The 21,476-nt window shown below is 40.3% G+C and carries 16 protein-coding genes and 1 tRNA gene; 6 read left to right on the top strand and 11 right to left on the bottom strand.

The features are described 5' to 3' along the window. Positions 1-49 precede the first annotated feature (49 nt). Positions 50-125, top strand: a tRNA-Thr gene (locus PJ15_RS09445). A gap of 9 nt (positions 126-134) precedes the next feature. Here PJ15_RS09445 and PJ15_RS09440 read toward each other — a convergent pair. The 4 genes from PJ15_RS09440 to PJ15_RS09425 all read right to left on the bottom strand — a co-directional run bounded on the left by PJ15_RS09440 (position 135) and on the right by PJ15_RS09425 (position 3,992). After that, positions 135-557: a GFA family protein gene (locus PJ15_RS09440; RefSeq protein ID WP_016542682.1), complete on the bottom strand. Its 423-nt coding sequence runs from the start codon at positions 555-557 to the stop codon at positions 135-137. A gap of 7 nt (positions 558-564) precedes the next feature. Next, positions 565-1,392, bottom strand: coding sequence for an SAM-dependent methyltransferase (locus PJ15_RS09435; protein WP_047430169.1), 828 nt, complete (start codon positions 1,390-1,392; stop codon positions 565-567). A 1-nt stretch (position 1,393) separates the two neighbouring features. Next, entirely contained in the window at positions 1,394-2,692 is a 1,299-nt protein-coding gene (locus tag PJ15_RS09430) for an FAD-dependent oxidoreductase (RefSeq protein ID WP_004776180.1), read from the bottom strand. Between the two features lie 433 nt (positions 2,693-3,125). Further along, positions 3,126-3,992, bottom strand: a complete 867-nt coding sequence (locus PJ15_RS09425; protein ID WP_047430166.1) for a pirin family protein — start codon at positions 3,990-3,992, stop codon at positions 3,126-3,128. A 285-nt stretch (positions 3,993-4,277) separates the two neighbouring features. On the opposite strand from PJ15_RS09425, the gene ycaC reads away from it, so the two are divergent. Then, complete coding sequence (gene ycaC, locus PJ15_RS09420; RefSeq protein ID WP_004776184.1) at positions 4,278-4,904, top strand: isochorismate family cysteine hydrolase YcaC; 627 nt, start codon at positions 4,278-4,280, stop codon at positions 4,902-4,904. Positions 4,905-4,975: 71 nt separating this feature from the next. Beyond that, positions 4,976-5,902, top strand: a complete 927-nt coding sequence (locus PJ15_RS09415) for a LysR substrate-binding domain-containing protein (RefSeq protein WP_047430164.1) — start codon at positions 4,976-4,978, stop codon at positions 5,900-5,902. Between the two features lie 8 nt (positions 5,903-5,910). Here the strand turns inward: PJ15_RS09415 and PJ15_RS09410 are convergent, their stop codons facing one another. Then, complete coding sequence (locus tag PJ15_RS09410) at positions 5,911-6,831, bottom strand: LysR substrate-binding domain-containing protein (RefSeq protein ID WP_047430161.1); 921 nt, start codon at positions 6,829-6,831, stop codon at positions 5,911-5,913. Between the two features lie 135 nt (positions 6,832-6,966). Here PJ15_RS09410 and PJ15_RS09405 point away from each other — a divergent pair, with 135 nt between their 5' ends. Beyond that, positions 6,967-7,644 (top strand): hydrolase, encoded by a 678-nt coding sequence (locus tag PJ15_RS09405; protein ID WP_004776187.1) that lies wholly within the window; start codon positions 6,967-6,969, stop codon positions 7,642-7,644. 108 nt (positions 7,645-7,752) lie between these two features. Here the strand turns inward: PJ15_RS09405 and PJ15_RS09400 are convergent, their stop codons facing one another. Beyond that, a complete protein-coding gene (locus tag PJ15_RS09400) occupies positions 7,753-9,201 on the bottom strand; it encodes an NAD-dependent succinate-semialdehyde dehydrogenase (protein ID WP_004776188.1) in 1,449 nt (482 codons plus the stop codon). Continuing rightward, on the bottom strand, positions 9,198-10,490 hold the full coding sequence (gene gabT / locus PJ15_RS09395; protein ID WP_047430158.1) for a 4-aminobutyrate--2-oxoglutarate transaminase: 1,293 nt from the start codon (positions 10,488-10,490) through the stop codon (positions 9,198-9,200). Before gabT ends, PJ15_RS09400 begins: the two co-directional genes overlap by 4 nt. A 154-nt stretch (positions 10,491-10,644) precedes the next feature. Between gabT and PJ15_RS09390 the strand changes: the two genes are divergently transcribed. Further along, complete coding sequence (locus tag PJ15_RS09390) at positions 10,645-12,144, top strand: PLP-dependent aminotransferase family protein (RefSeq protein ID WP_047430155.1); 1,500 nt, start codon at positions 10,645-10,647, stop codon at positions 12,142-12,144. A 63-nt stretch (positions 12,145-12,207) separates the two neighbouring features. Here the strand turns inward: PJ15_RS09390 and PJ15_RS09385 are convergent, their stop codons facing one another. The 4 genes from PJ15_RS09385 to PJ15_RS09370 form a co-directional block, all read right to left on the bottom strand. Beyond that, positions 12,208-13,644 carry an amino acid permease gene (locus PJ15_RS09385; RefSeq protein ID WP_047430153.1) on the bottom strand — a complete coding sequence of 479 codons (1,437 nt, stop codon included), beginning with the start codon at positions 13,642-13,644 and terminating at the stop codon, positions 12,208-12,210. A gap of 831 nt (positions 13,645-14,475) precedes the next feature. After that, the gene (locus tag PJ15_RS09380; protein ID WP_047430150.1) at positions 14,476-15,189 is read right to left on the bottom strand and encodes a hypothetical protein; all 714 of its coding nucleotides are present in this window, start codon (positions 15,187-15,189) and stop codon (positions 14,476-14,478) included. Then, a complete protein-coding gene (locus PJ15_RS09375; protein WP_047430147.1) occupies positions 15,189-18,242 on the bottom strand; it encodes a class I SAM-dependent DNA methyltransferase in 3,054 nt (1,017 codons plus the stop codon). The genes PJ15_RS09380 and PJ15_RS09375 overlap by 1 nt, the downstream gene beginning before the upstream one ends. 2 nt (positions 18,243-18,244) lie before the next feature. Next, positions 18,245-18,538, bottom strand: coding sequence for a hypothetical protein (locus tag PJ15_RS09370; RefSeq protein ID WP_047430144.1), 294 nt, complete (start codon positions 18,536-18,538; stop codon positions 18,245-18,247). A 177-nt stretch (positions 18,539-18,715) separates the two neighbouring features. On the opposite strand from PJ15_RS09370, the gene PJ15_RS09365 reads away from it, so the two are divergent. Next, the gene (locus PJ15_RS09365; RefSeq protein WP_047430141.1) at positions 18,716-21,475 is read left to right on the top strand and encodes a class I SAM-dependent DNA methyltransferase; all 2,760 of its coding nucleotides are present in this window, start codon (positions 18,716-18,718) and stop codon (positions 21,473-21,475) included. Position 21,476 lies beyond the last annotated feature (1 nt).

The raw sequence follows: 21,476 nt of genomic DNA, 5'->3' as shown, positions 1-21,476 counted from the left end.
TTTTTTCGCTTGTTTTTTTAATTAGATTCTGTAGAATTCTCGCCACGTTGCCGGCATAGCTCAGTTGGTAGAGCAACTGACTTGTAATCAGTAGGTCCACAGTTCGAATCCGTGTGCCGGCACCATTTCTCTCTTTATTCTCTTTTCTTCCCCATCATTTTCTCAAAATGCGAAATATTCGGATTTAATAAATCCCACTCATTTGCATGACTCACAAAACATTCTGCTTGCGGTTGATACAAATTTGGATCATCCAGTGTTCCTGCACGTATTGAAATCATTTCAGGTACCAGTTCTGGCAAGCCAAACATTTGCGAACCACAATTGGGGCAAAATGCACGGCGAATCGGCTTGCCTGACAGTCCCAAAGACTCAAAATATTTGAGTTCACCTTCGATCTTCAATTCAGATTGATGAAAGAACGCAATTGGGGCATAGGCACTACCTGTGGCTTTCTGACAGTCACGACAATGACAATTAAAACGATAACGCGGCGCAACCTCTGCCTGATAGCTCACTGCACCACAGAGGCATGAACCTTTATATTGATTTGGCATATTTTTCTCACTTTTTTACTGCACTGACTTGAATATATCGCACCCATCCATCTTGGTAGAGTTTTCGGCACAACTTGGCAGTCATCTCGATTTTGAACTGAGCAAAATTAAAACTGTGCTTTTCAGCTTTTCGCGACGCAATATATTCAGCAAAACCATTCAATACAGGTTCAGAAAAATCCTGAATTTCTATCGCATCAAAACCATGTTGTTCTAAAGTTTGTTCAAGCTGCTGCTGGCCCATTAAATTTTGCCAATTCACATCTGCACTTTTTAATAAGTAATGATATTTCTGTTTTTGTAGATAAGTGCAATTCTGCCAATTCTCTGACCACATCAGTGTGTGAAAAGCGATTCGGCCTTTTGAATTTAAAACTGGGGAAACTGAATTAAGAAATGAATTCAAATTGCTGTGGTAAGCCGCATCTATACACAGCACTGCATCAAATGAATTTAAAAGTTGCAGGTCTTTTAAATTCAAAAAATTTTCACAATGAATTTGAATTTCAGGTAAGTATTCTTGAATGTATTTGACACATTGAGGCTGGAGTTCAACCGCGCTGAGTTGCTGAATTTGATAATGCTGGCGCCAGTACAATAGACTGGCACCTTGTCCACAGCCAAGATCTAAAACACGATCTGTTGATTGGAGTTGTAGGGAAGCAGCGATCTGATCGGCCAGACTTTGGCAAGCCAGCGGATAGTTATGATGCTGTCCTTGCCAATGTCCTAAATTGCTCCAAGCAAGCGCTGAGTCATCTCCGAGATGCTGTGCATCAATGGCATATTTATGCCCGATGACTTTTTCAATTAGTGCCTGCTTGAGAGTGGTCATATTAATAACCGAGTTCTGGCGCGACCTTCACTTTTGGTTTTAGCCCAACAAATGGTAACGGCGCACCCAAAATTTCAGAAATGTGCATCGCTGAGGTCACCGCCGATTCTAAAATTGGCAAACCATCACATGACCATGAACCACAATAAAAAACCTTACGATTCTGGTCTAAATGACGTTGCTGAATTTGCTTATTCAATGCAACTGTTTCTGAATCCACCACGGCACGGGTCAATTTCACCTTGGAAATAATTTTCTTCGGATCAATATCAATCACTGGACACCAAGTCTGGAACACCGCATTTTTACCCACCAAGCTTGGCTCAATCGAGTTAATCCACACGGTGAACTGTTGACGGGTAAATTTACGATCCATCATATAGCTAAGGACAGCCCAGTCCTTACGGCGTTGCGGCATCACGATCGGATCGGTATGAATTACCAGATCCCCTTCTTCAAAACGGAATTTTTTCAGTAAGGCAATATCTTCAGCAAACTGCGGCTGTTTCAGGAATCCTTCAATCGCTGGTGTTGGAGTGGCAATCACCACACGATCAAATAACTGATGCTCGCCCTGATCATTTTCAACCAGTACTTTATCGCCCTGCTCTTCCACTTTTTTCACAGGAGAACCGCTATGGATTTCAATACCATCAATCAGGCGACTCACCAGCGCTGGAGTACCGCCTTTCATACGCAATAGGGCTTCGCCTTCGGTCAATTGACGAATAAATTCCAATAACGGTTTCGCAGGCCATTCACCAATGGTCTTTGGATGGCAGGTACAAATCGTATATAACACAGGCATTACCGTACCATGCCAGAACACTTCCTCAATATGATATTGATTCATGAACTCGGCTAAAGTGATGTCCTGATTGTCTGATTTAAAGAATTGATGCACGGCAGTTTTAAGTTGCAACATGCCCTTAACCAGACGCCAGCCATATTGCTGAATGCCTTTGCGGTTATTAATAATCGGGAAATTACCAATCCGGCTACGTGAAGTCGTCAGCCAGGTATCTGTTCTATCTTCAAACAGCCAACTGCAAGCCATAAATGTGCGTACAGGGAAAGTTTCAATGCCTAAATAACTGGCCAGACTGAGCGTGTTTTGCCACAGCTTTGGATTCATGACACGCAAAGGCGCATCAATAATGCCACCATCAAAGTCAATACTATGACTATCCATGCCTCGACCTGCGAGGGCTTCGAATATCGTTACTTTATGTCCTGCATCATGTAGGATTCTGGCTGAGGCAAGTCCTGCCATTCCACTGCCGATAATTGCAATATCCAAAATTATGTCCCATCAGTTGATGATTTTTCTTGATTATGACTGATAGTTCGCCTAAACACGGTATTAAAAAATACCAGATTCAGCATTTCAGCCCGTGTTTTGTTGAATTTCATTGTTCATTTATTGTTACATTTTATCACAATTCTACTTTTTAACTTAACCCAATGAAAAGATTCAAAATATTACCTTTTAGGCCACAAAAATATACAGAACATTCTTTATTTTTTCATTTTCAGTGCTTTAGGGGCTTTGCAACGCTCAAATTTAGCGCTATTCTTTTTGTATAAGAACGAGAACGAAGTCACATAATAAGCTGAATAACTATAAGTGACAATAAATTAAAAAAATCAATAGAGGACCCTTACAACGAAGGCCGATCACGCTTCAAAGCGTGATCGGCCTTCTTATATAAAACATTGATTTAATTCAGCAATCAAGCTTCCATTTGACCAAATTTACCACTATTGAAATCACGAACGGCGTCTACGATTTCCGCTTGGCTATTCATAACAAAAGGTCCATACCCTTCAATCGGTTCATTCAGTGGCTGGCCAGTCAGGATCAAGAATTTACTGTCTTGTTCAGCCTTGAGACTGAAGTCAATTTCCTCTCGACTGAGTACTACCAAACTTGGCGCTTCAATGCTTTGACTACCATTTAAAGTCACCTGACCAGAGAGCAGAACCAATAAGGTGGTATGACCTTCAGTCACATAAAAGCTATGTTCCTGATCTTTCACCAACGTGCCATCCCAAACATTGACTGGACTAAAGGTCGTCGCTGCCCCTTCAATATCTTGATATTGACCAGCGATCACACGTATTTCACTGCCTGCATCATCCAGTGCAATGTGCTGAATTTGATCAGCTTCAATTGCCTGATACTTTGCGGGTGTCATTTTTGAATGTGCTGGCAAATTGACCCAAAGCTGTACCATTTCAAATAGGCCACCTTGATGTGCAAATTCAGGTGAATGAAATTCCTGATGCAGAATCCCGCCACCTGCGGTCATCCATTGCACATCTCCCGCTTTGATGGTTCCACCACCGCCACTTGAGTCTTTATGAGTCACTTCACCTTGATAAGCGATAGTAACCGTTTCAAAACCACGATGAGGATGTGAACCTACGCCATGCTTGACCGTGGTTGGATCAAAGCGATAAGGCGCAGCATAATCCAATAACAAAAATGGACTGAGGCTTTGGCCTAAACGGTCATATGAGAACAGGTTATACACTGGGAAACCATCACCGACCCAGTGCATGTGTTTGTTCTGATACACACCAAGAATTTTCTTCATTTGGTTTCTCCTATAGCGTAAAAACACTGCTGTTGAGATTCATTTTACGCCTCAACAATCGCTGCTTATAGCATCGGATTCGCAACACATTATTCTATATATAGGACAATTTTCTTATAAAAATAGATATCAGTTCACAATCAAAATAATCATCCTATTTTTGATATGGTTTATCTCATTTTTTGAACTTTTTCAGCTGGCAAAATTTGACTAGGATTATTTCAGCACATCACAAAAAGAGCTGATCTTTTTATTTTACTTTTACAACAATTTGAGGATACAACCATGACTAAAGACTATATTCGCTTAGACAAAGACAATGCTGCGGTACTGTTAGTGGATCACCAAACAGGCCTACTTTCATTGGTTCGGGACATCGATCCAGATAAATTTAAAAATAATGTACTGGCGCTGGCAGATGCTGCAAAGTATTTTAATTTACCTACCATTTTAACCACCAGTTTTGAAAATGGTCCCAATGGCCCGTTGGTGCCTGAACTCAAAGAGATGTTCCCAGATGCACCTTATATTGCTCGCCCTGGACAAATCAATGCGTGGGACAATGAAGACTTTGTCAAAGCGATCAAAGCCACAGGTAAAAAACAGTTGATTATTGCAGGCGTCGTCACTGAGGTCTGTGTCGCTTTTCCTGCTCTTTCGGCCTTGGCTGAAGGCTTTGAGGTGTTCGTGATTACTGATGCTTCGGGAACATTCAACGCACTCACCCGCGATGCCGCGTGGGACCGCATGTCGCAGGCAGGTGCACAGTTGATGACATGGTTTGGTATGGCCTGCGAACTACATCGTGACTGGCGTAATGATATTGAAGGTTTAGGTGCTTTGTTCTCTAATCATATTCCAGACTATCGTAATTTAATGAATAGCTACGCTCAGAATACAGCTCAAAAATAAAGCTTCACTACATCAGATTAGAATAGTTGATGCTATTCTAATCTTTTCATATTGATTGGAACGTACTGGCCTTGATCAACTCATTTGACGACTTTCATTATTTTTATCTGGTGGTCAAACATGGCGGCTTTAGTGCGGCCAGCGAAGCTGAAAATATCAGTAAGTCCAAGCTGAGCCGTCGTATCATTGAGCTGGAAAATAAATTTAATGTCAGCCTGATCCAGCGAACGACGCGCCACTTTAAAGTGACCGAGCTGGGACAGGAATTTTATGAAGAATGTTGCAAAGTGATTGCACAAGTTGAATGTGCTGAAAATATCTTGCTCAAACAAAAAAATGAACCACAGGGACTGGTCAAGATCAGTTGCCCTCCATTGATGATGCACTTTCAAATCCGGAAATTACTGAATCAGTTTCTCAAAACCTACCCCAAAGTCGAGATTTCTTTAGAGCTGACCAGCCGTCGTGTTGATATTCTTCATGATGATATTGATATCGCGATTCGCACCAGTTTTGAACCCAATCAGGATTCTAGCCTCATCGTTCGCGATGTGATCCGGACTGAGCATTGTTTAGTGGCAGCGCCCGAATTACTGCAAGGCCATACAATTGAACATTACTCAGACTTACAATATTATCCGAGTGTAGCCTTAGGCATCCAGAAGCATCAATATTACTGGCACTTATGTCATGTTGACAGTGATGAAACGGTGGATGTGCCATATCAACCGCGAGTTAAAAGTAACGATCTGGCAGGTGTCTATTATGCGGTCAGTGATGGGCTTGGAATCGCGGATCTGCCCTATCTGACCGTACAAGCCGACATTGAAAAAGGCAAACTGATTCATTTACTGCCAGAATGGAAATCCAATCGTGGTACGGTTCAATTAGTCTACGCCTCGCGTAAGGGGCAACGTCTCGTGGTGGAAAAACTGATTGAAAGCTTAATGACGGGGCTACGTGAATTGGCAAAAACTGACAGTGGCTATTCTTTATAGTGCAGTTTTTAATACAACACTGAATTTTCCTTTTTCAGCTCAGCAAATTTTTTCACCAGAAAATCGATCAATAATTTCATCGATGGGAGCAAGCCGCGTCTTGATGTGTATACCAAATGGATCAACTCTGCCTTGGGTTGCCATTCAGGTAACACATGAATCAAGCGCCCCTGTTTAATATCTTCAGCGACCATTAATTCAGGTAATTTTGCGATACCCAAACCTTGTAAAGTGGCTTCTCTTAAGGCTGTTAAATCGGTGGTAGTCAATCGGGGATGACACTGTACTTTAATTTCTTTCTGATCATGCGAAAATAAATGCCAATAATACTCTGGTGCAAAAGATTCCATCATCAGCACTGGAAATTGCGTCAACTGCTGCGGCTCAGTAATCGAATAAAACTGATGCAGCAGATTTGGACTCGCCACAATAAATTGCCGCGCCAAAGCCAGCTCTCGTACAATTAAATCACTGTCCGCCAACGGCAAAGGACGAATGCGCACCGCCAAGTCAAAACGTTCGTTGATCAAATCCACACGGCGATTGGTGGCTTCCACATGCAGACTAATCTTCGGATAAAGCTGTAAAAACTCATTTAACATTTGACTGATATTGATATGCAATAAATTGGTCGGGCAAGATAATTTAATCAGCCCACGTGGCTCTGCTGTTAAAAATTCAATCGCTTTCTCTGCGGCCTCAGCTTCAATTAACATCGCTTTGCAATGCTGATAATAGATTTTACCCACTTCAGTAATAGAAACCTGTCGGGTCGTGCGATTAATCAGCTTGACTCCAAGGCGCTCTTCCAACTCGGCAATACGGCGACTCAATAAAGACTTGGTGACCATCAGTTCTTGGCTCGCTGCCGAAAAACCGCCACAGTCGATCACTTTGACAAAAAAATATAAGTCATTTAAATCTTTCATATTTATCTACTCGGCCCTATATTGAAACCTTATTGTTCTCTATACATGACAATATATCCTATATTAGATATTTTTCAGCTACTATCCTATCTATATCATCAATTATACCAACCATAACATGATGAGGATAGAACAATGACAACACCAGCAAATTTCAATGGTCAAGCACCAGTCATTGATGCCAATGATGCCGTAATGCTATTGATTGATCATCAAAGCGGCTTATTCCAGACCGTCGGTGATATGCCAATGCCTGAGTTACGTCAGCGTGCCGCTGCACTTGCCAAAATTGCAAGTTTAGCCAATATTCCTGTGATTACTACGGCATCAGTACCGCAAGGTCCAAATGGTCCGCTGATTCCTGAAATTCATGCCAATGCACCCCATGCACAATATGTTGCACGTAAAGGTGAAATCAACGCATGGCATAATCAAGACTTTGTTGAGGCAGTGAAAGCAACTGGTCGCAACACCTTAATTATTGCAGGAACAATTACCAGCGTATGTATGGCTTTCCCAGCGATCAGTGCTGTTGCAGATGGCTATAAAGTATTTGCGGTTGTGGATGCTTCAGGGACTTATAGCAAAATGGCAGAAGAAATTACCTTGGCGCGTGTGGTTCAGGCAGGTGTCGTGCCTATGGATACAGCGGCTGTTGCTTCTGAAATCCAGCGTACATGGAACCGTGACGATGCGCAGGAATGGGCGCAGGTTTATACACAAATTTTCCCAGCCTATCAGTTGCTGATTGAAAGCTATAGCAAAGCGCAAGCTGTTATTCAGAATCATGAAGTTTTGGACTCGGCACGCTAGTTCCAGACCTTATTGAAAAAAGCCAGTCACGAATGGGCATGACTGGCTTTTTATCAAACGTGTACGGTGTAGGACATCGCTAAGCTAAGACATAAAATGTTTTATGTCTTATTCGGATAAATCTACACAGAGATACTTCATTTCAACATATTCTTCTATGCCGAATTTTGAACCTTCACGGCCTAAGCCAGACTGTTTAACACCACCAAATGGGGCAACTTCATTTGAAATAGCTCCAGTGTTGATGCCAACCATGCCATATTCCAGTTCTTCACCCACTCGCCATTGACGAGCTGTACTTTGGGTAAATAGATAGGCCGCTAAACCAAACTCGGTATCGTTCGCCATTGCCACTGCTTCATCTTCGGTTTTAAAACGGAATAAAGGAGCAAGTGGTCCAAAGGTTTCTTCTTTCGACACCTTCATGTCTTGGGTGACGCCCGTTAACACGGTCGGCTCAAAGAATGTTCCACCCAAGGCTGAACGCTGTCCACCAATCCGTACCGTCGCCCCTTTCGAGGTCGCATCGGCAATATGCGACTGGACTTTGGCAATCGCATCTTCATCAATCAATGGCCCTTGGGTTGAACCGTCTTGACGCCCATCTCCAACTTTCAGTTTGGATACGGCTTCAACTAAACGTTCCGCCAAAGCATCGTAAATGCCATCTTGTACATAAATACGGTTAGCACACACGCAAGTTTGTCCGCTATTGCGGTATTTGCTGGCCATAATGCCCTGCACCGCCTGTTCAAGATTGGCATCATCAAACACCAGCACAGGTGCATTCCCACCTAATTCAAGCGAGAGCTTTTTAATGCTTGGCGCACATTGTTGCATCAAGATACGACCCACTTGCGTTGAGCCTGTAAAACTGAGCTTACGTACAATATCGCTTTCGCATAAGGTCTTGCCGACTTCAACTGCATCACCACTGATATTGATCAGCACATCGGCAGGTAAGCCTGCCTGTAAAGCCAACACTTCGAGTGCATACGCGGTTAATGGAGTCTGTTCCGCAGGTTTGACCAGCATGGTACAGCCCGCAGCAATCGCAGGTGCCGCCTTACGGGTAATCATCGCGGCTGGGAAATTCCACGGCGTGATTGCAGCCGTTACCCCAATCGCCTGTTTAATCACAAGTAAGCGCTGATGGGGCTGGGTTGAGGTTAATACTTCACCATCAATACGGCGTGCCTGCTCGGCAAACCAGCGAATAAAAGAAGCTGCATAGGCAATTTCACCACGTGCTTCTGCCAGTGGTTTACCTTGTTCAGCCGTTAAAATCTGCGCCAGATTTTCTTTGTGCTCGAGCATCAGGTTGTACCACGCCAACAACACATCCGCACGGAACAGCGCAGTTTGCTTTTTCCATGCCGCCTGTGCTTGGGCAGAACGCTGAATCGCAGCGTCCACAGCCGCACGGTCATAGGTTTTGACCCAAGCCAAGGTATCGCCAGTTGCTGCATCATTAACTTCAATATAATCACTTGATGCAGGCTGATTAAATGCAATATCTGGGTGTTTTAAAAGATACTGCAAATTGTTTTGAATCATGCAGGTTGCTCCATTGCTGTTACGCGATTTGTATTCAATGCGACAAAACCTTGTTTCAAGATTTCTAGACCTTGACGGAATTGTTCGGCAGGAATCGTTAATGGATATAGGAAACGAATAACGTTACCGTATTTACCGCAAGTTAGAAGTAACAAACCGTTTTCCATTGCATAGTTTTGTACAGCTTTTGCTTGCTCAGCTGTTTCCAGCTCAACCGCCACCATCGATCCGAGTGCACGAATATCGGTGACCACATCACCCGATTCCTGCTGGATATTTTTTAGTGCAGCAACCAGCTCAGCACCCAGTTCATTGGCACGTTCGCACAGCTTTTCTTGTTCAATCGCATCAATCACGGCGTGAGCTGCCGCAACCGCAATCGGGTTGCCTGCATAGGTTCCACCGAGACCGCCTGGGTTTGGTGCATCCATGACTTCGGCACGTCCAACCACACCAGAAATCGGGAAACCACCACCTAGACTTTTTGCCATCGTGATCAGATCAGCTTTGGTTTCAAAATGATTCATGGCAAACAGTTTGCCTGTACGAGCAAAACCAGTTTGCACTTCATCGGCCACCAGTAAAATACCATGCTTGTCACATAAGGCACGTAAACGCTTTAAAAACTCGGCAGGCACCACATTGAAACCACCTTCACCTTGTACAGGTTCCAGTACAATCGCCGCCACGTCATGCGGTGCAATGTCTTCACTGAAAATATCTTCAACACTGGCAATCGCTGCATCGACGCTAATGCCTTTGGCTGGCACAGGGTAACGGGCATGGAACACACCTGCTGGCATCACCCCAAAATCGCGTTTGTATGGTGCTGTTTTACCTGTCATTGCCATGGTCATGAATGAACGACCGTGGAAACCATTACCAAAGGTGATAATGCCATGACGGCCTGTATATGAACGTGCAATTTTCACGGCATTCTCAACCGCTTCGGCACCCGTGGTAAAGAAAGCAGACTTGGCTGCACCCGCAATCGGTGCGCGTTCATTAATCCGTTCAGCCAAAGCCACATAACTTTCATAAGGAGTCACCTGATAAGCAGTATGGGTAAACTTGCTGAGTTGCTCAGTTACTGCGGCAATCACTTTGGGATGACGATGGCCTGTATTTAAAACCGCAATACCACCTGCAAAATCGATAAACGCGTTGCCATCCTTGTCCCAAATTGTTGCATTTTCTGCTTTTGCTGCATACCACTGGCACATTACGCCCACACCACGCGGTGTTGCTTGCTGTTTACGTGTGTTAAGTGCAGAATGTTGATCGTTCATTTAATTCCCTCATATTTTCATCATCAATTACAGTGTTGCCCGACATCCAGCTCGATTTTTTTCAGGATGTTTTACAAGGACTGTCTATACCTGTAATTTCGCGCGTATGAAGGCCAGTGACGAGAGCCACTTTTAAATTGAAGGAGAGAGCCAATTGCGTAGTTTACTTGGAGATCATTTATTACAACGTCTCCAACAGGACATGGAAGGAAAACTACATCAGCGCTTATTTCGCTGTTTACGCGGAGCCATTATCGAAGGTGTGATCCAGCCCAAAACACGTTTACCCGCTTCACGTGATTTAGCCAGTGAAATTCATGTCTCCCGTAATACGGTGCTTTCAGCCTATGAGCAACTTCAGGCCGAAGGCTATCTTGAGGCACGTACAGGACATGGCACTTGGGTAGCAGAACATCTTCCCGAAGCCTTTTTAAATACCAAGACAAATAAAAAACAAGCGCCTATTGCTCAGCAACAAACCTCGTTTGTGTTGTCACAACGAGGATCAAGTTTATTGGGCTATGCCGCGGCCTCTCCGCATCAATGGGGTGCTTTTGTCCCCGGTGCGCCCGATGTCACCGAGTTTCCACATCATATTTTCAGCCGTATTCAAGCCCGCCTCAGCCGTGAACCCGATATTAACCGACTGATTTATAGCAGTGCGGGTGGTTGTATTGAACTGCGCAGTGCCTTGGCAGACTATTTACGCGTTGCCCGTTCAGTCCACTGCGATGCTGACCAGATTATTATTACCGAAGGCATCCATCAGGCAATTGATCTGGTCTCACGCGCGCTGAGTGATATCGGGGATCGTGTCTGGATTGAAGACCCAGCGTATTGGGGCATGCGGAATACCTTGAGGATCAATGGACTGGATATTCAACCCATGCCTGTCGATGCCGAAGGAATTATTCCAGAGGAACAGCCTGCACAACCACCTAAACTGATTTTTGTGACACCCTCACATCAATACCCGCTTGGTTCGCATTTAAGTCTGGACAGAAGAAAACAGTTGATCCAGATCGCGCGTCAGCATCACAGCTGGATTGTTGAAGATGATTATGACAGTGAATTCCGCTTCTCGGGTCAGCCTTATCCTTCTCTGCAAGGTCTGGAAAATGATGCACCTGTGATCTACATGGGTACTTTTAGTAAAACCATTTATCCCTCATTACGCATCGGTTATGTGGTGGTGCCTAAACCGCTATTTTCACCTTTACGGATTGTGGCGGCAGAATTATATCGGGGTGGACATCTGCTTGAACAAAAAGCCCTCGCTGAATTTATTCGTGAAGGCCATTATGAAGCACATATCCGTCGCATGCGTTTGCTCTATGGCAAACGACGTGATTACTTGGTCAGCCTGATTAATCGATATTTGGGGACAGAATTTGTGCATGAATATGATGAAGCAGCAGGCTTGCATCTGGTGCTCAAACTTCCTGCCCAATGTGATGATGTTGCCGTTGCAGCCACTGCCCTAGAACGTGGCGTCAAGGTACGCGCACTGTCACAATATTATATGCACTCTCATGCCCATGCACAGCGTGGACTGCTGATGGGCTTTGCTTGTGTCAATGAAAAAGACATGGTGATGGCCTTTGGTGTGTTATTGCAATGTCTACGCGAAGCAGGTGTGGAGACGTTGTCTTAAATAAAAAATAGAGAATCTCAGTCACGAGATTCTCTATGGATTTAAACTATGCTTCATGCATGTTTAGATCGATTGTTTTTCCTGTATCAGGGCATTTTTCCCGACTTTCCCCTTATTCAATTTCTGCACCAGTACACCCACCAATACAATCGCCAAGGCCAGCATTGAAGTATAGGTCACTTCCTTAAAATAAGTCCCTTCAATCAGCATCACCACCAGTGATCCAATAATAATGAATATCACCGCATAGGTAATCCACGGGAAAAACCACATTTTAAAGTCGATATGTTTGCCTTCACGTTCGTATTTTTTACGCATCCGCAACTGGGAACAAGCAATCGCCAAATACACATATAAAGCAACCGTACCTGTCGCCATCATCAGCACATCATAAACATTCATACTTTCTGTAGCAGTCAAATAGACGGCAACAACAGCAAACAAACTGGAAAATAACACTCCAATCCACGGACTGCCCTGACGATTGGTCACCGCCAGACATTTTGGCGCATCGCCACGTTTGGACAATGAAAATAACATACGCGAACAGGTGTACAGTGCCGAGTTAAAGCAGCTACAAACAGAGGTTAGCACCACGAAATTCACAATATGACGTGCTTCAGGAATGCCAAGTGCTGTCAGGGTAACGCTATAGGTTCCCCACGTCGGATCTTTTAATAAAGGGTTGTCATGTGGGATCAAACAGACCGTAATCAACATTGATCCGACATAGAACAATAAAATACGCCAGACCACAGAATTCGACGCTTTGCGAATTTCTTTTTCAGGACTTTTGGCTTCCGCAGCAGCCACCGTGACGATTTCAGCGCCGACATAGGCAAACATCACACCCAATAAAGCGGTAATGACTGGCGCGATACCATTGGGCATAAACTCTTGTTGAAATAAGCCTCCTGAACTCGCCGTCTGCGCAATCTCGCCCCAAGGCCATAGATGTAAAATGGCTAAACTGCCAATCACCAAAAAGATAATAATCGCAACAACCTTGATCAGGGCAAACCAGAATTCAAATTCCCCATAGCTTTTGACGTCTTTCAGATTGACCCAGATCAAGGACACAATCACCAGTAACATGTAGCCCCAGATCGGAATAAAAGGAAACCAGCTATGCAGAATCTTCCCTGCCACATAGGCTTCCCATCCCATCAACAATGTCCAGAAACACCAGTACAGCCAGCCAATTGAGAAACCTGCCCAACGTCCGATGGCACGATCCGCATAAGTCGAGAATGAACCACTATCAGGATTCAGCACTGCCATTTCACCAAGCATGCGCATAATGAACAGAACCAGCAGCCCGCCTAAGGCATAAGCCAGAATAACAGCTGGGCCCGCGGAGTAAATAACGTTACCCGAACCAACGAATAAGGCACCACCAATCACACCTGCAATGGAGATCATAGTTAGATGGCGCGACTTCAATCCACTTTGTAAACCTTGCGGCCGATTGGCCTCAGAACAGTCTGGATGTGCTGCCATATTATTTTCCTTAATCTAAGGAGAATATCCCCACCTCAGAACAGTGCATTCTGAAATAAAAAATACCCTCAAAAAATTTAGTCGTTTTGTTCATCATCCATTCATGGATATTTATATGACTAAACCGACGCTTCCGTATGCATACGTCCAATACACTTAATTTGTCGGTTCGACAGCAAAGAAACGAGAGCCATTTTTATAATAAAAGAAAGGGCCAATTGCAGGATTTACAATCAACATTGCACATTTTCAAATCGGATGTTTAAGCGTGCTATTTAATTTGGTTTTTAGAATCAAATGATTGAAATCATCTCAAGATGGATGCTACGAAGATCGTTATAAGAATGTCTGGTGCAGGCAATTATCCAATAAAAAAGCGAGGTATAACCGAAGTTATCCTCGCTTTTAAGCATCTGATTTGGGCTTAGAACGGATATACCCATTATAAAAAATTAATCTAATAAATTACAATTATTTATAATAAAACGTTAAATATTTTGTTAAATTTTCGATAAAAAATTAACATTTTCGGATAATTGATCTGTAAAGAGGTATGAATATCACTTAAAGTATTTTTTAAACCGTTTGAATTTCTCTAATATTTCTGAACAACTCTAAATGAGGAAAAAAACTTTTTATAAGTGGCGTTTAAAGAAAAATTTAAATTCGAAATGAGTATAGGCAAAGACTCCTATAACATCTTTTAGTTTTTTAAGTTTTGATAAAAAACTAAAGAAAAACCCAGTGCAAATATAAACTCACTCAATAGGAATAAGTTCATATTGAAATAACAAAATCTGATGTTGAGATTAGAAAACACATTAAAATATTTCATATGTTCAACCACAAGTGCCTAATACTTATTGGAGTAGCATTAGGATTAGTTGATAATCTCATTAACTTAAATCTTCTATCATGACTGGTGTAAACCAAATCATTTGGTTTAATGACAGGTACTCCTTGTATTTGTAAACAATCACTATGTGTTTTTCCTTCAGCTTTATTATTTTGAGCTAAATATGTTGTTAAATTTATAGTAGATAGATTTTGATCTCTCACATAGCCAATCATATGAGCATGTTGCATAGCCCATGCGTATTTACCGGTAACAAATCGAGATAAGCCATCATATAAATAATTTCTAACAGGATGAGTTTTGTCTAGGATTTTACATTCACAATAAAGCCCTTGATGTGGCTTACATTGACCTACTAATTTAAATGTTAAATCAGGTTGCTTATCCAAGTATGCGCCAGTATAGTCTTCAACAGATTCATTTCTAGATATACTTTGAAAAATATCCGATGTAAAACCATCAACAATTGTTCCATCACTTAAAATTTCATGAAGAGTATTTTGAATTGATGCGGTTATTTGCTCTTCCGTTGCGGCTAATAATTTTGCTTTCCCTCCCAACAAACCCTCTGCTGATTTAGAAGCTAGTCTTAGAGCATCCTCAACCACTAAAATAATATGAGCTGGCCATGCAGGAAATGGGTAGTTATTTTCTGTTGGTTTTTTACCTAAACTGGCGAACATACTCATTATTGAATACCCTCACAATAATTATATGCTCTATCCAAATCAGTATTTAAAATATCTAAAGCTAGTAATCGAGCTTTTGTTTTTGTCCAATATCGATTCTGTGCTAATTGGCCTATAAGCAATTCGCAACCAGTTTCATCGATATGTATTTTTACTTGTGACACCCAGAATTGATCAGCTAATTCTGACAAAAATTTATGACTTAAATTATTATTTATATCTTTAGGTTCACTAAATCCTATCCGAATAAACTTCCACCCAGATTGATTTCCATTAAGATTATCTTCAATTGAAGTCCATAATTTCAAGTTTAATCTCTTTGTAAATGGATTAATCACACGACAAAGTTCATTCTGAAAACATTCCAAAGTTTCATTTTCAGGATTATTCTGTGCAACTTTTTTATTTTCTGCGTACGGTAAAGACATCTTTAGACTATCTTCAATTACTTGCATTTCATTCTTATTAAGGCCATAAATTGATGCCATAAATTGGTCTATTTCATTCCAAGGTTCTTCTCTATTGATTAATTTTTCACTCAAACTTTCTATGAGAGTAAGCTGTTCCTCATTAAAAGAACCAAAGTCTATTAAAGGAAAAGTGAATATTTCTTTTGTAAGTATTGCATCTCTTTCCACACCAAATTTCGCACTAGTCATAAGAAAATAATAAAGAAATAAATTACTATATGAAATTAGCTGCAAATATTTAGCCAGTAATATTGGTGATGAATGCTTAGCAGTTGATACCCCAACATAAGATTCTGAATATATTACTTCCTCTGTCGAGAGCAGTGCGCCTCGTTGATTTCTAAACGGTGGAGGAGATTCAAGAAATAAAACTAATGGGGCTTTAAATAATTGTGGATTTCTGTTCCCATATATTCGATCATGATAAAAATAATGTAGTCTACTGGTATTAATTATATATTGATGTTTATTTTTTTCTTTAGAGTCAAATAAATACTTCCCCTTGAAAAGAGATGCATCCACTTTTTGGCTACCTAACTGAAAACCACTGCCGCAGATAAGTTTCCATTTATCACAAAACTCTTGTAATGTTATCACTTCACTGTTTGTACGAATTTTCTCAATAATTTCATGATCCAACCAAGATCCTCTAAATAAAGTTTTCAATAGATGAGGATTAGCCTGAACTTGAGATTGTTCAACAGGTATAGCCATATGAGGATCCATTCGGAATCCACCTTGCTCATTTAGTGATTTTTCTACATATGGACTCAAATAGTAAAAAGAACTAAATGGTGAAGGTTTTCTATTTTTAGCTATTAAAAAACAAAAAGGTGCATCATTATTTTCCCAGATAGCTTTTTCTTGTCGTAATGCACTGCCATTAAAAATACCAGTAAGCTCAATACAGTCAAATAAAGCTGAACGCAATATAAAACTATTTCCATAGTTAAATAATGTATGTTGGGCATGTAATGCATAAGCAATCATCCCATTTGGCTTACACCATTCAATTGCTCTCCAGATAAAAGGAATATCTGGATCACATCCAACATTGAATTGAGATGCAATTTTGGAATCAATGCCTCTTGAAATCGCTATTCTTTCAATTAATTCATTGAATTTCTCACCAACGCCTCGGCCTCTTTGCTTAGTCCAAGGCGGGTTACCAACCACTATATCAAATCGCTCATTCAGTTCTACTGGTAGTCTTTCAGAAAGACTACCTAAAGTTTCTTGTAGATCTTCCCCAAAAGAGACATTAATAAGCGTTTTAGTATTCAAACAGTCAAACTTAAGCTCAGATAAAGGCGTAGGATTAGGGTCTAGCTCTAAGGCTGTGAGATATAAACTTAGTGCAGCAAATTTGAGTGATTCTGAATTGATATCTAAACCAACCAACTGGCGGTTTAAAATTCCTCTAATTTGATTACGTGTGGGTCTTTCCCCAGTAATTTTCCATTTTTCTAATACTAGACGTTTAAACGCAAGTACTAAAAAAACACCTGCTCCAGCAGAAGGATCTAGTATTTGAGCCGAGCTTTTGTCTTCTATTTCTAACCCATCAAACGCTGAATCTACTAATATTTTAGCGATGTGACTAGGTGTATAGTGGATACTCGTTTTCCTAGCGAATTCATTTTGGTAAGCATGAGCAAAGTGCTCATAAACTTGACTTAACATATCCGCAGGAACGTGTTGAAATTGGATTCGCCCCCAATCTAAAGACATTTGTCTATTAATCGTTGCTAAAAGTATATCTTGTAGCTCAAAACAAATATGTTCTGACTCATCTCCAATCTGTGAGAAAAATTCTTTATAATCCTCTGAATTATAATAAAAATTACCTAAAGGCAACAAGTTACCATTAAATGTTTTATCCAACCATGCGAAAGTATCAGATATAGAGCTAACGCTATTAAATAAGTTATTTAATTTAGATGTTTTATTAGAAATATTACCAACATCAGAATCTACTATTATTTTTCTGTCAATTAGAAATCGTGTAAATAATGCTCGACCAACTAACGATAAAATTTGATTATCTGTTAGTTTATTTGCACATATATTTTCTCTTAAATTACGAGCAGTCGTTTGTAAAAGACGAAATAAATAATTTTCAAGCCAGCTCTGTTCAACTTTACGTTGATTATTTTTTTTATCAAGTTTGTCAGTTAAATTACCTATTAAAAAATCATGAAGATTGATACTACTCTCTGATAAATCAATTCTTTTAACTATAGGCTGATCATCATTTTCAGAAAAAATTCCTAAAGGATAAATATCAATAACACCAGCTCTCAAGACACCTAAAAAGCGTGCATCAGCACGAGAGGCTAAGATTTCTTTTAATTGCCTTAACTCATCAATTGTAAATATATTTTCTGATACTAAATATAAGGCAGCTCTACCATTAATTTCAACAACGGCATCTGGCCGCTTATCAATCTCATTCGTAAACAAATCTAAATATGATAAATGCACATACAATGGCTCTTTCTCAGAAAACTGAATGAGCATATTTTCTGATATACCATACTTAGTAGGATCTTGTAGAAGAGAGTGTTTCATAGAATCATCCATTCTCAATCATCCCCTAGCTCAAGATCAATTTGTTTATCTCCTCCGAATTTCCCAACTTTTGCTGAACCACGGGGTTTTTTAGTAGAAATTTCAACTCTATCTAAAATAGAAGAATAATCAATACCTTGTTCATGCATTTCAGATAGAAGTGTTGCAATAATTGCTAGATGCATTGGCACCTCTCCTTTTTTTGCATAGTTACTAAGAGAAGCTGGATTCATTTTTAGCAGTTCAGCAAAAGCTTTCAACGTTAGATTTGCTTTCCGAACAAGCCTATTAAATTCAGTATAGGTCATTGTTTTATAATATCATATCTATATGGTGATTCTACATAAATTTATGTAGAATCACCATATATTAAGAAATATAAAATATGGTCACAGCCTCAGACAAATATTGCCCTAAGAAGAGGATGTATATTCTTTTATTTGCTAAAATATTCCCAAGGATGAATCACATATAACTTAAAGCCTATGAATGCCGTTGAAATTGAAGCAGCCGTCTCCGAACTTGCAGAAAAGCCGTTTGATGCTCAAGAGTTTGCTTATGACTTTTTGAGAGCTTTTGGCAATAAAGAAACTACAATAAAAAAGCTGCGTGCTGGTCAGAGTAATTCTTCAGACATTGAAAACGGGGTTCTACAAAGAAATTATATTCACATAGCTATATGTGATCATGACTCAGTATCTTTGACTTTGAGTGCACTACGAGAAAGTAAGGCAACAGAGAAGGCTAAAGCCAAATTCATTCTGGCTACTGATGGTCTTAACTTACAAGCGGAAGATCTCCTGTCTGGGGAAACTATTAGTTCTGAGTTTTCTAAGTTTGCAGAACATTTTGGTTTTTTCTTACCACTTGCAGGCATATCAACTATTCGGGAAATTAAAGACAATCCGATTGATGTACGTGCAACTGGGCGTTTAAATAAACTTTACATCGAATTATTAAAAGAAAATCCAGATTGGGCGACGGAAGAACGTCGTCAAGACATGAACCATTTCATGGCACGTTTAATCTTTTGCTTCTTCGCAGAAGATACTGAAATTTTCCAACCAAGTGGAATTTTTACTCAGACCATAGAACAAATGTCCGAACGTGATTCAAGCAATACACATGAAGTCATTGGTACGTTATTCCATGCAATGAATGTGGATCATCCTCAACGTGATGATATAAAACTTCCTGTTTGGGCGAGAAAATTCCCTTATGTGAATGGTGGTCTATTCTCTGGTAGTACAGAAGTACCAAAATTTTCAAAGATTGCCCGTACTTATTTATTACATGCAGGAAAGTTAAACTGGCAAGAAATCAACCCTGATATTTTTGGTTCAATGATCCAGGCTGTTACCAATGATGATGAGCGTGGTTCATTGGGAATGCACTATACCAGTGTGCCCAATATCCTAAAGGTCTTAAATCCTTTATTCCTTGATGATTTAAATGAACAATTAGAAGTTGCTAAAGAAAGTCCTTTAAAACTTCTTAATTTGCGTAAGCGTATTGCACGTATTCGTGTATTTGATCCAGCATGTGGCTCAGGAAATTTTCTTGTAATTGCTTATAAACAGCTTCGTAAAATAGAAGCTCTAATCAATGAATTAAGGAATGAAAAAGGGCGTGCTACGGATATTCCTCTGACTAATTTTCGAGGAATTGAAATTAATAGTTTCCCTGCTGAAATTGCTCGATTAGCACTTGTAATTGCGGAATATCAATCCAACGTTCAGTACTGTGGTCAAATCGAAGCCTTGCAAACTGTGTTGCCATTATCAAAAGAGAACTGGATTATTTGTGGTAATGCTTTACGTTTAGATTGGTTAAGTGTTTGTCCTCCAGCAGGCAGCTCAGTAAAAGTTATTGCTGATGATTTGTTTGAGGCTCCATTAGAGCAGACTGAAATTGATTTTGAAAATGAAGGTGGGGAAACCTATATTTGTGGTAATCCACCATATTTGGGAAGTAAGAAACAACAGAAAGAACAGAAAAAGGATTTAGAAGCAGTATTTAGTGGGGTTACATCAGATTGGAAAGTTTTGGATTACGTTGCTGGTTGGTTTTTCAAAGCAGCTTTGTACTCAAGAAATACTTTTGCTAAAAGTGCATTTGTAGCAACCAACTCTATTTCCCAAGGACAGCAAGTATTCGCATTATGGCCATTAATTTTTAAATGTAACTGTGAAATATTTTTTGCTTATAATTCTTTTAAATGGAATAACTTGGCAAGTAATAATGCGGGAGTATCAGTTGTTCTAATAGGAATTTCACCTAAAACAAGTGCTGTAAAAAAAATCTTTGAACTAAGCTCGGATAATCAAATTACATCAAGAGTTGTAGAAAATATAAATGCTTATCTTATTGATGGAAAAGATTATTTCATTGAAAATCGCAGGAATCAGATATCTAAACTGCCAGAGTTTGATAGAGGTAATTCTCCTACCGATGGTGGTTTTTTATTATTAGATTTGGAAGCAGTAAAGAACTTAGGCTTATCTGAGCAACAAAGAGTAACTTTTATACGTAAATTTGTTGGATCTTTAGAGCTAATCAGAGGTGTTGGACGTTACTGTTTGTGGATTACCGAGGAAACATTAACTGAGGCTAAGGAAATTGAAACTATTAGTCGCAGAATTGAAGCTGTAAAAGAGTTTAGATTACAGAGTACAAAAAAATCTACAGTAAAGGCTGCTGATTGGGCTTATAGATTTGATGAAATTAAGCCACTTCCAATTACGCCTATAATATGTGTTCCTGTCACAAGTTCCGAAAATAGAGAGTATTTACCCTTTGATTTGTTACCGAGTAATACTGCTATTTCTAATCTAGCATTTAGTATGCCTTGTAATGAATTATGGATAATTTCACTGTTAGCCTCTAGGATGTGTATAACTTGGATAACTGCAGTAAGCGGTAAGCTAGAAACGCGTTTAAGATTCTCTAATACGTTAGGATGGAACAACTTTGTATTACCATCTTTAACTGAAAAAAATAAAGCAGATTTAACTCGTTGTGCTGAAAATATTTTATTAGCACGGGAAGCACATTTCCCTGCAACGATTGCAGACCTTTATGATCCAGAAAAAATGCCCGAAAACTTACGTGCTGCTCATGAACAAAATGATGAGGTTCTAGAACGTATTTATATTGGCCGTCGATTTAAGAATGATACAGAGCGTCTTGAGAAACTATTTTCAATGTATACCGAAATGACTTCAAAACAAGTAGGAAAGAAATAAG

It is taken from the genome of Acinetobacter sp. neg1 (assembly GCF_000788125.1).
Classification (GTDB): domain Bacteria; phylum Pseudomonadota; class Gammaproteobacteria; order Pseudomonadales; family Moraxellaceae; genus Acinetobacter; species Acinetobacter vivianii.
The sequence above is the reverse complement of the archived record's forward strand: the minus strand, read 5'-3'. Positions and strand labels throughout refer to the sequence as shown.

What these genes read in the sequence shown, in the direction of transcription:
- PJ15_RS09440 (WP_016542682.1), bottom strand. Translation starts at nt 557, where the DNA reads ATGCCAAATCAATATAAAGGTTCATGCCTCTGTGGTGCAGTGAGCTAT.
- PJ15_RS09435 (WP_047430169.1), bottom strand. Translation starts at nt 1,392, where the DNA reads ATGACCACTCTCAAGCAGGCACTAATTGAAAAAGTCATCGGGCATAAA.
- PJ15_RS09425 (WP_047430166.1), bottom strand. Translation starts at nt 3,992, where the DNA reads ATGAAGAAAATTCTTGGTGTGTATCAGAACAAACACATGCACTGGGTC.
- ycaC (WP_004776184.1), top strand. Translation starts at nt 4,278, where the DNA reads ATGACTAAAGACTATATTCGCTTAGACAAAGACAATGCTGCGGTACTG.
- PJ15_RS09410 (WP_047430161.1), bottom strand. Translation starts at nt 6,831, where the DNA reads ATGAAAGATTTAAATGACTTATATTTTTTTGTCAAAGTGATCGACTGT.
- PJ15_RS09405 (WP_004776187.1), top strand. Translation starts at nt 6,967, where the DNA reads ATGACAACACCAGCAAATTTCAATGGTCAAGCACCAGTCATTGATGCC.
- PJ15_RS09400 (WP_004776188.1), bottom strand. Translation starts at nt 9,201, where the DNA reads ATGATTCAAAACAATTTGCAGTATCTTTTAAAACACCCAGATATTGCA.
- gabT (WP_047430158.1), bottom strand. Translation starts at nt 10,490, where the DNA reads ATGAACGATCAACATTCTGCACTTAACACACGTAAACAGCAAGCAACA.
- PJ15_RS09385 (WP_047430153.1), bottom strand. Translation starts at nt 13,644, where the DNA reads ATGGCAGCACATCCAGACTGTTCTGAGGCCAATCGGCCGCAAGGTTTA.
- PJ15_RS09380 (WP_047430150.1), bottom strand. Translation starts at nt 15,189, where the DNA reads ATGAGTATGTTCGCCAGTTTAGGTAAAAAACCAACAGAAAATAACTAC.
- PJ15_RS09375 (WP_047430147.1), bottom strand. Translation starts at nt 18,242, where the DNA reads ATGGATGATTCTATGAAACACTCTCTTCTACAAGATCCTACTAAGTAT.
- PJ15_RS09370 (WP_047430144.1), bottom strand. Translation starts at nt 18,538, where the DNA reads ATGACCTATACTGAATTTAATAGGCTTGTTCGGAAAGCAAATCTAACG.
- PJ15_RS09365 (WP_047430141.1), top strand. Translation starts at nt 18,716, where the DNA reads ATGAATGCCGTTGAAATTGAAGCAGCCGTCTCCGAACTTGCAGAAAAG.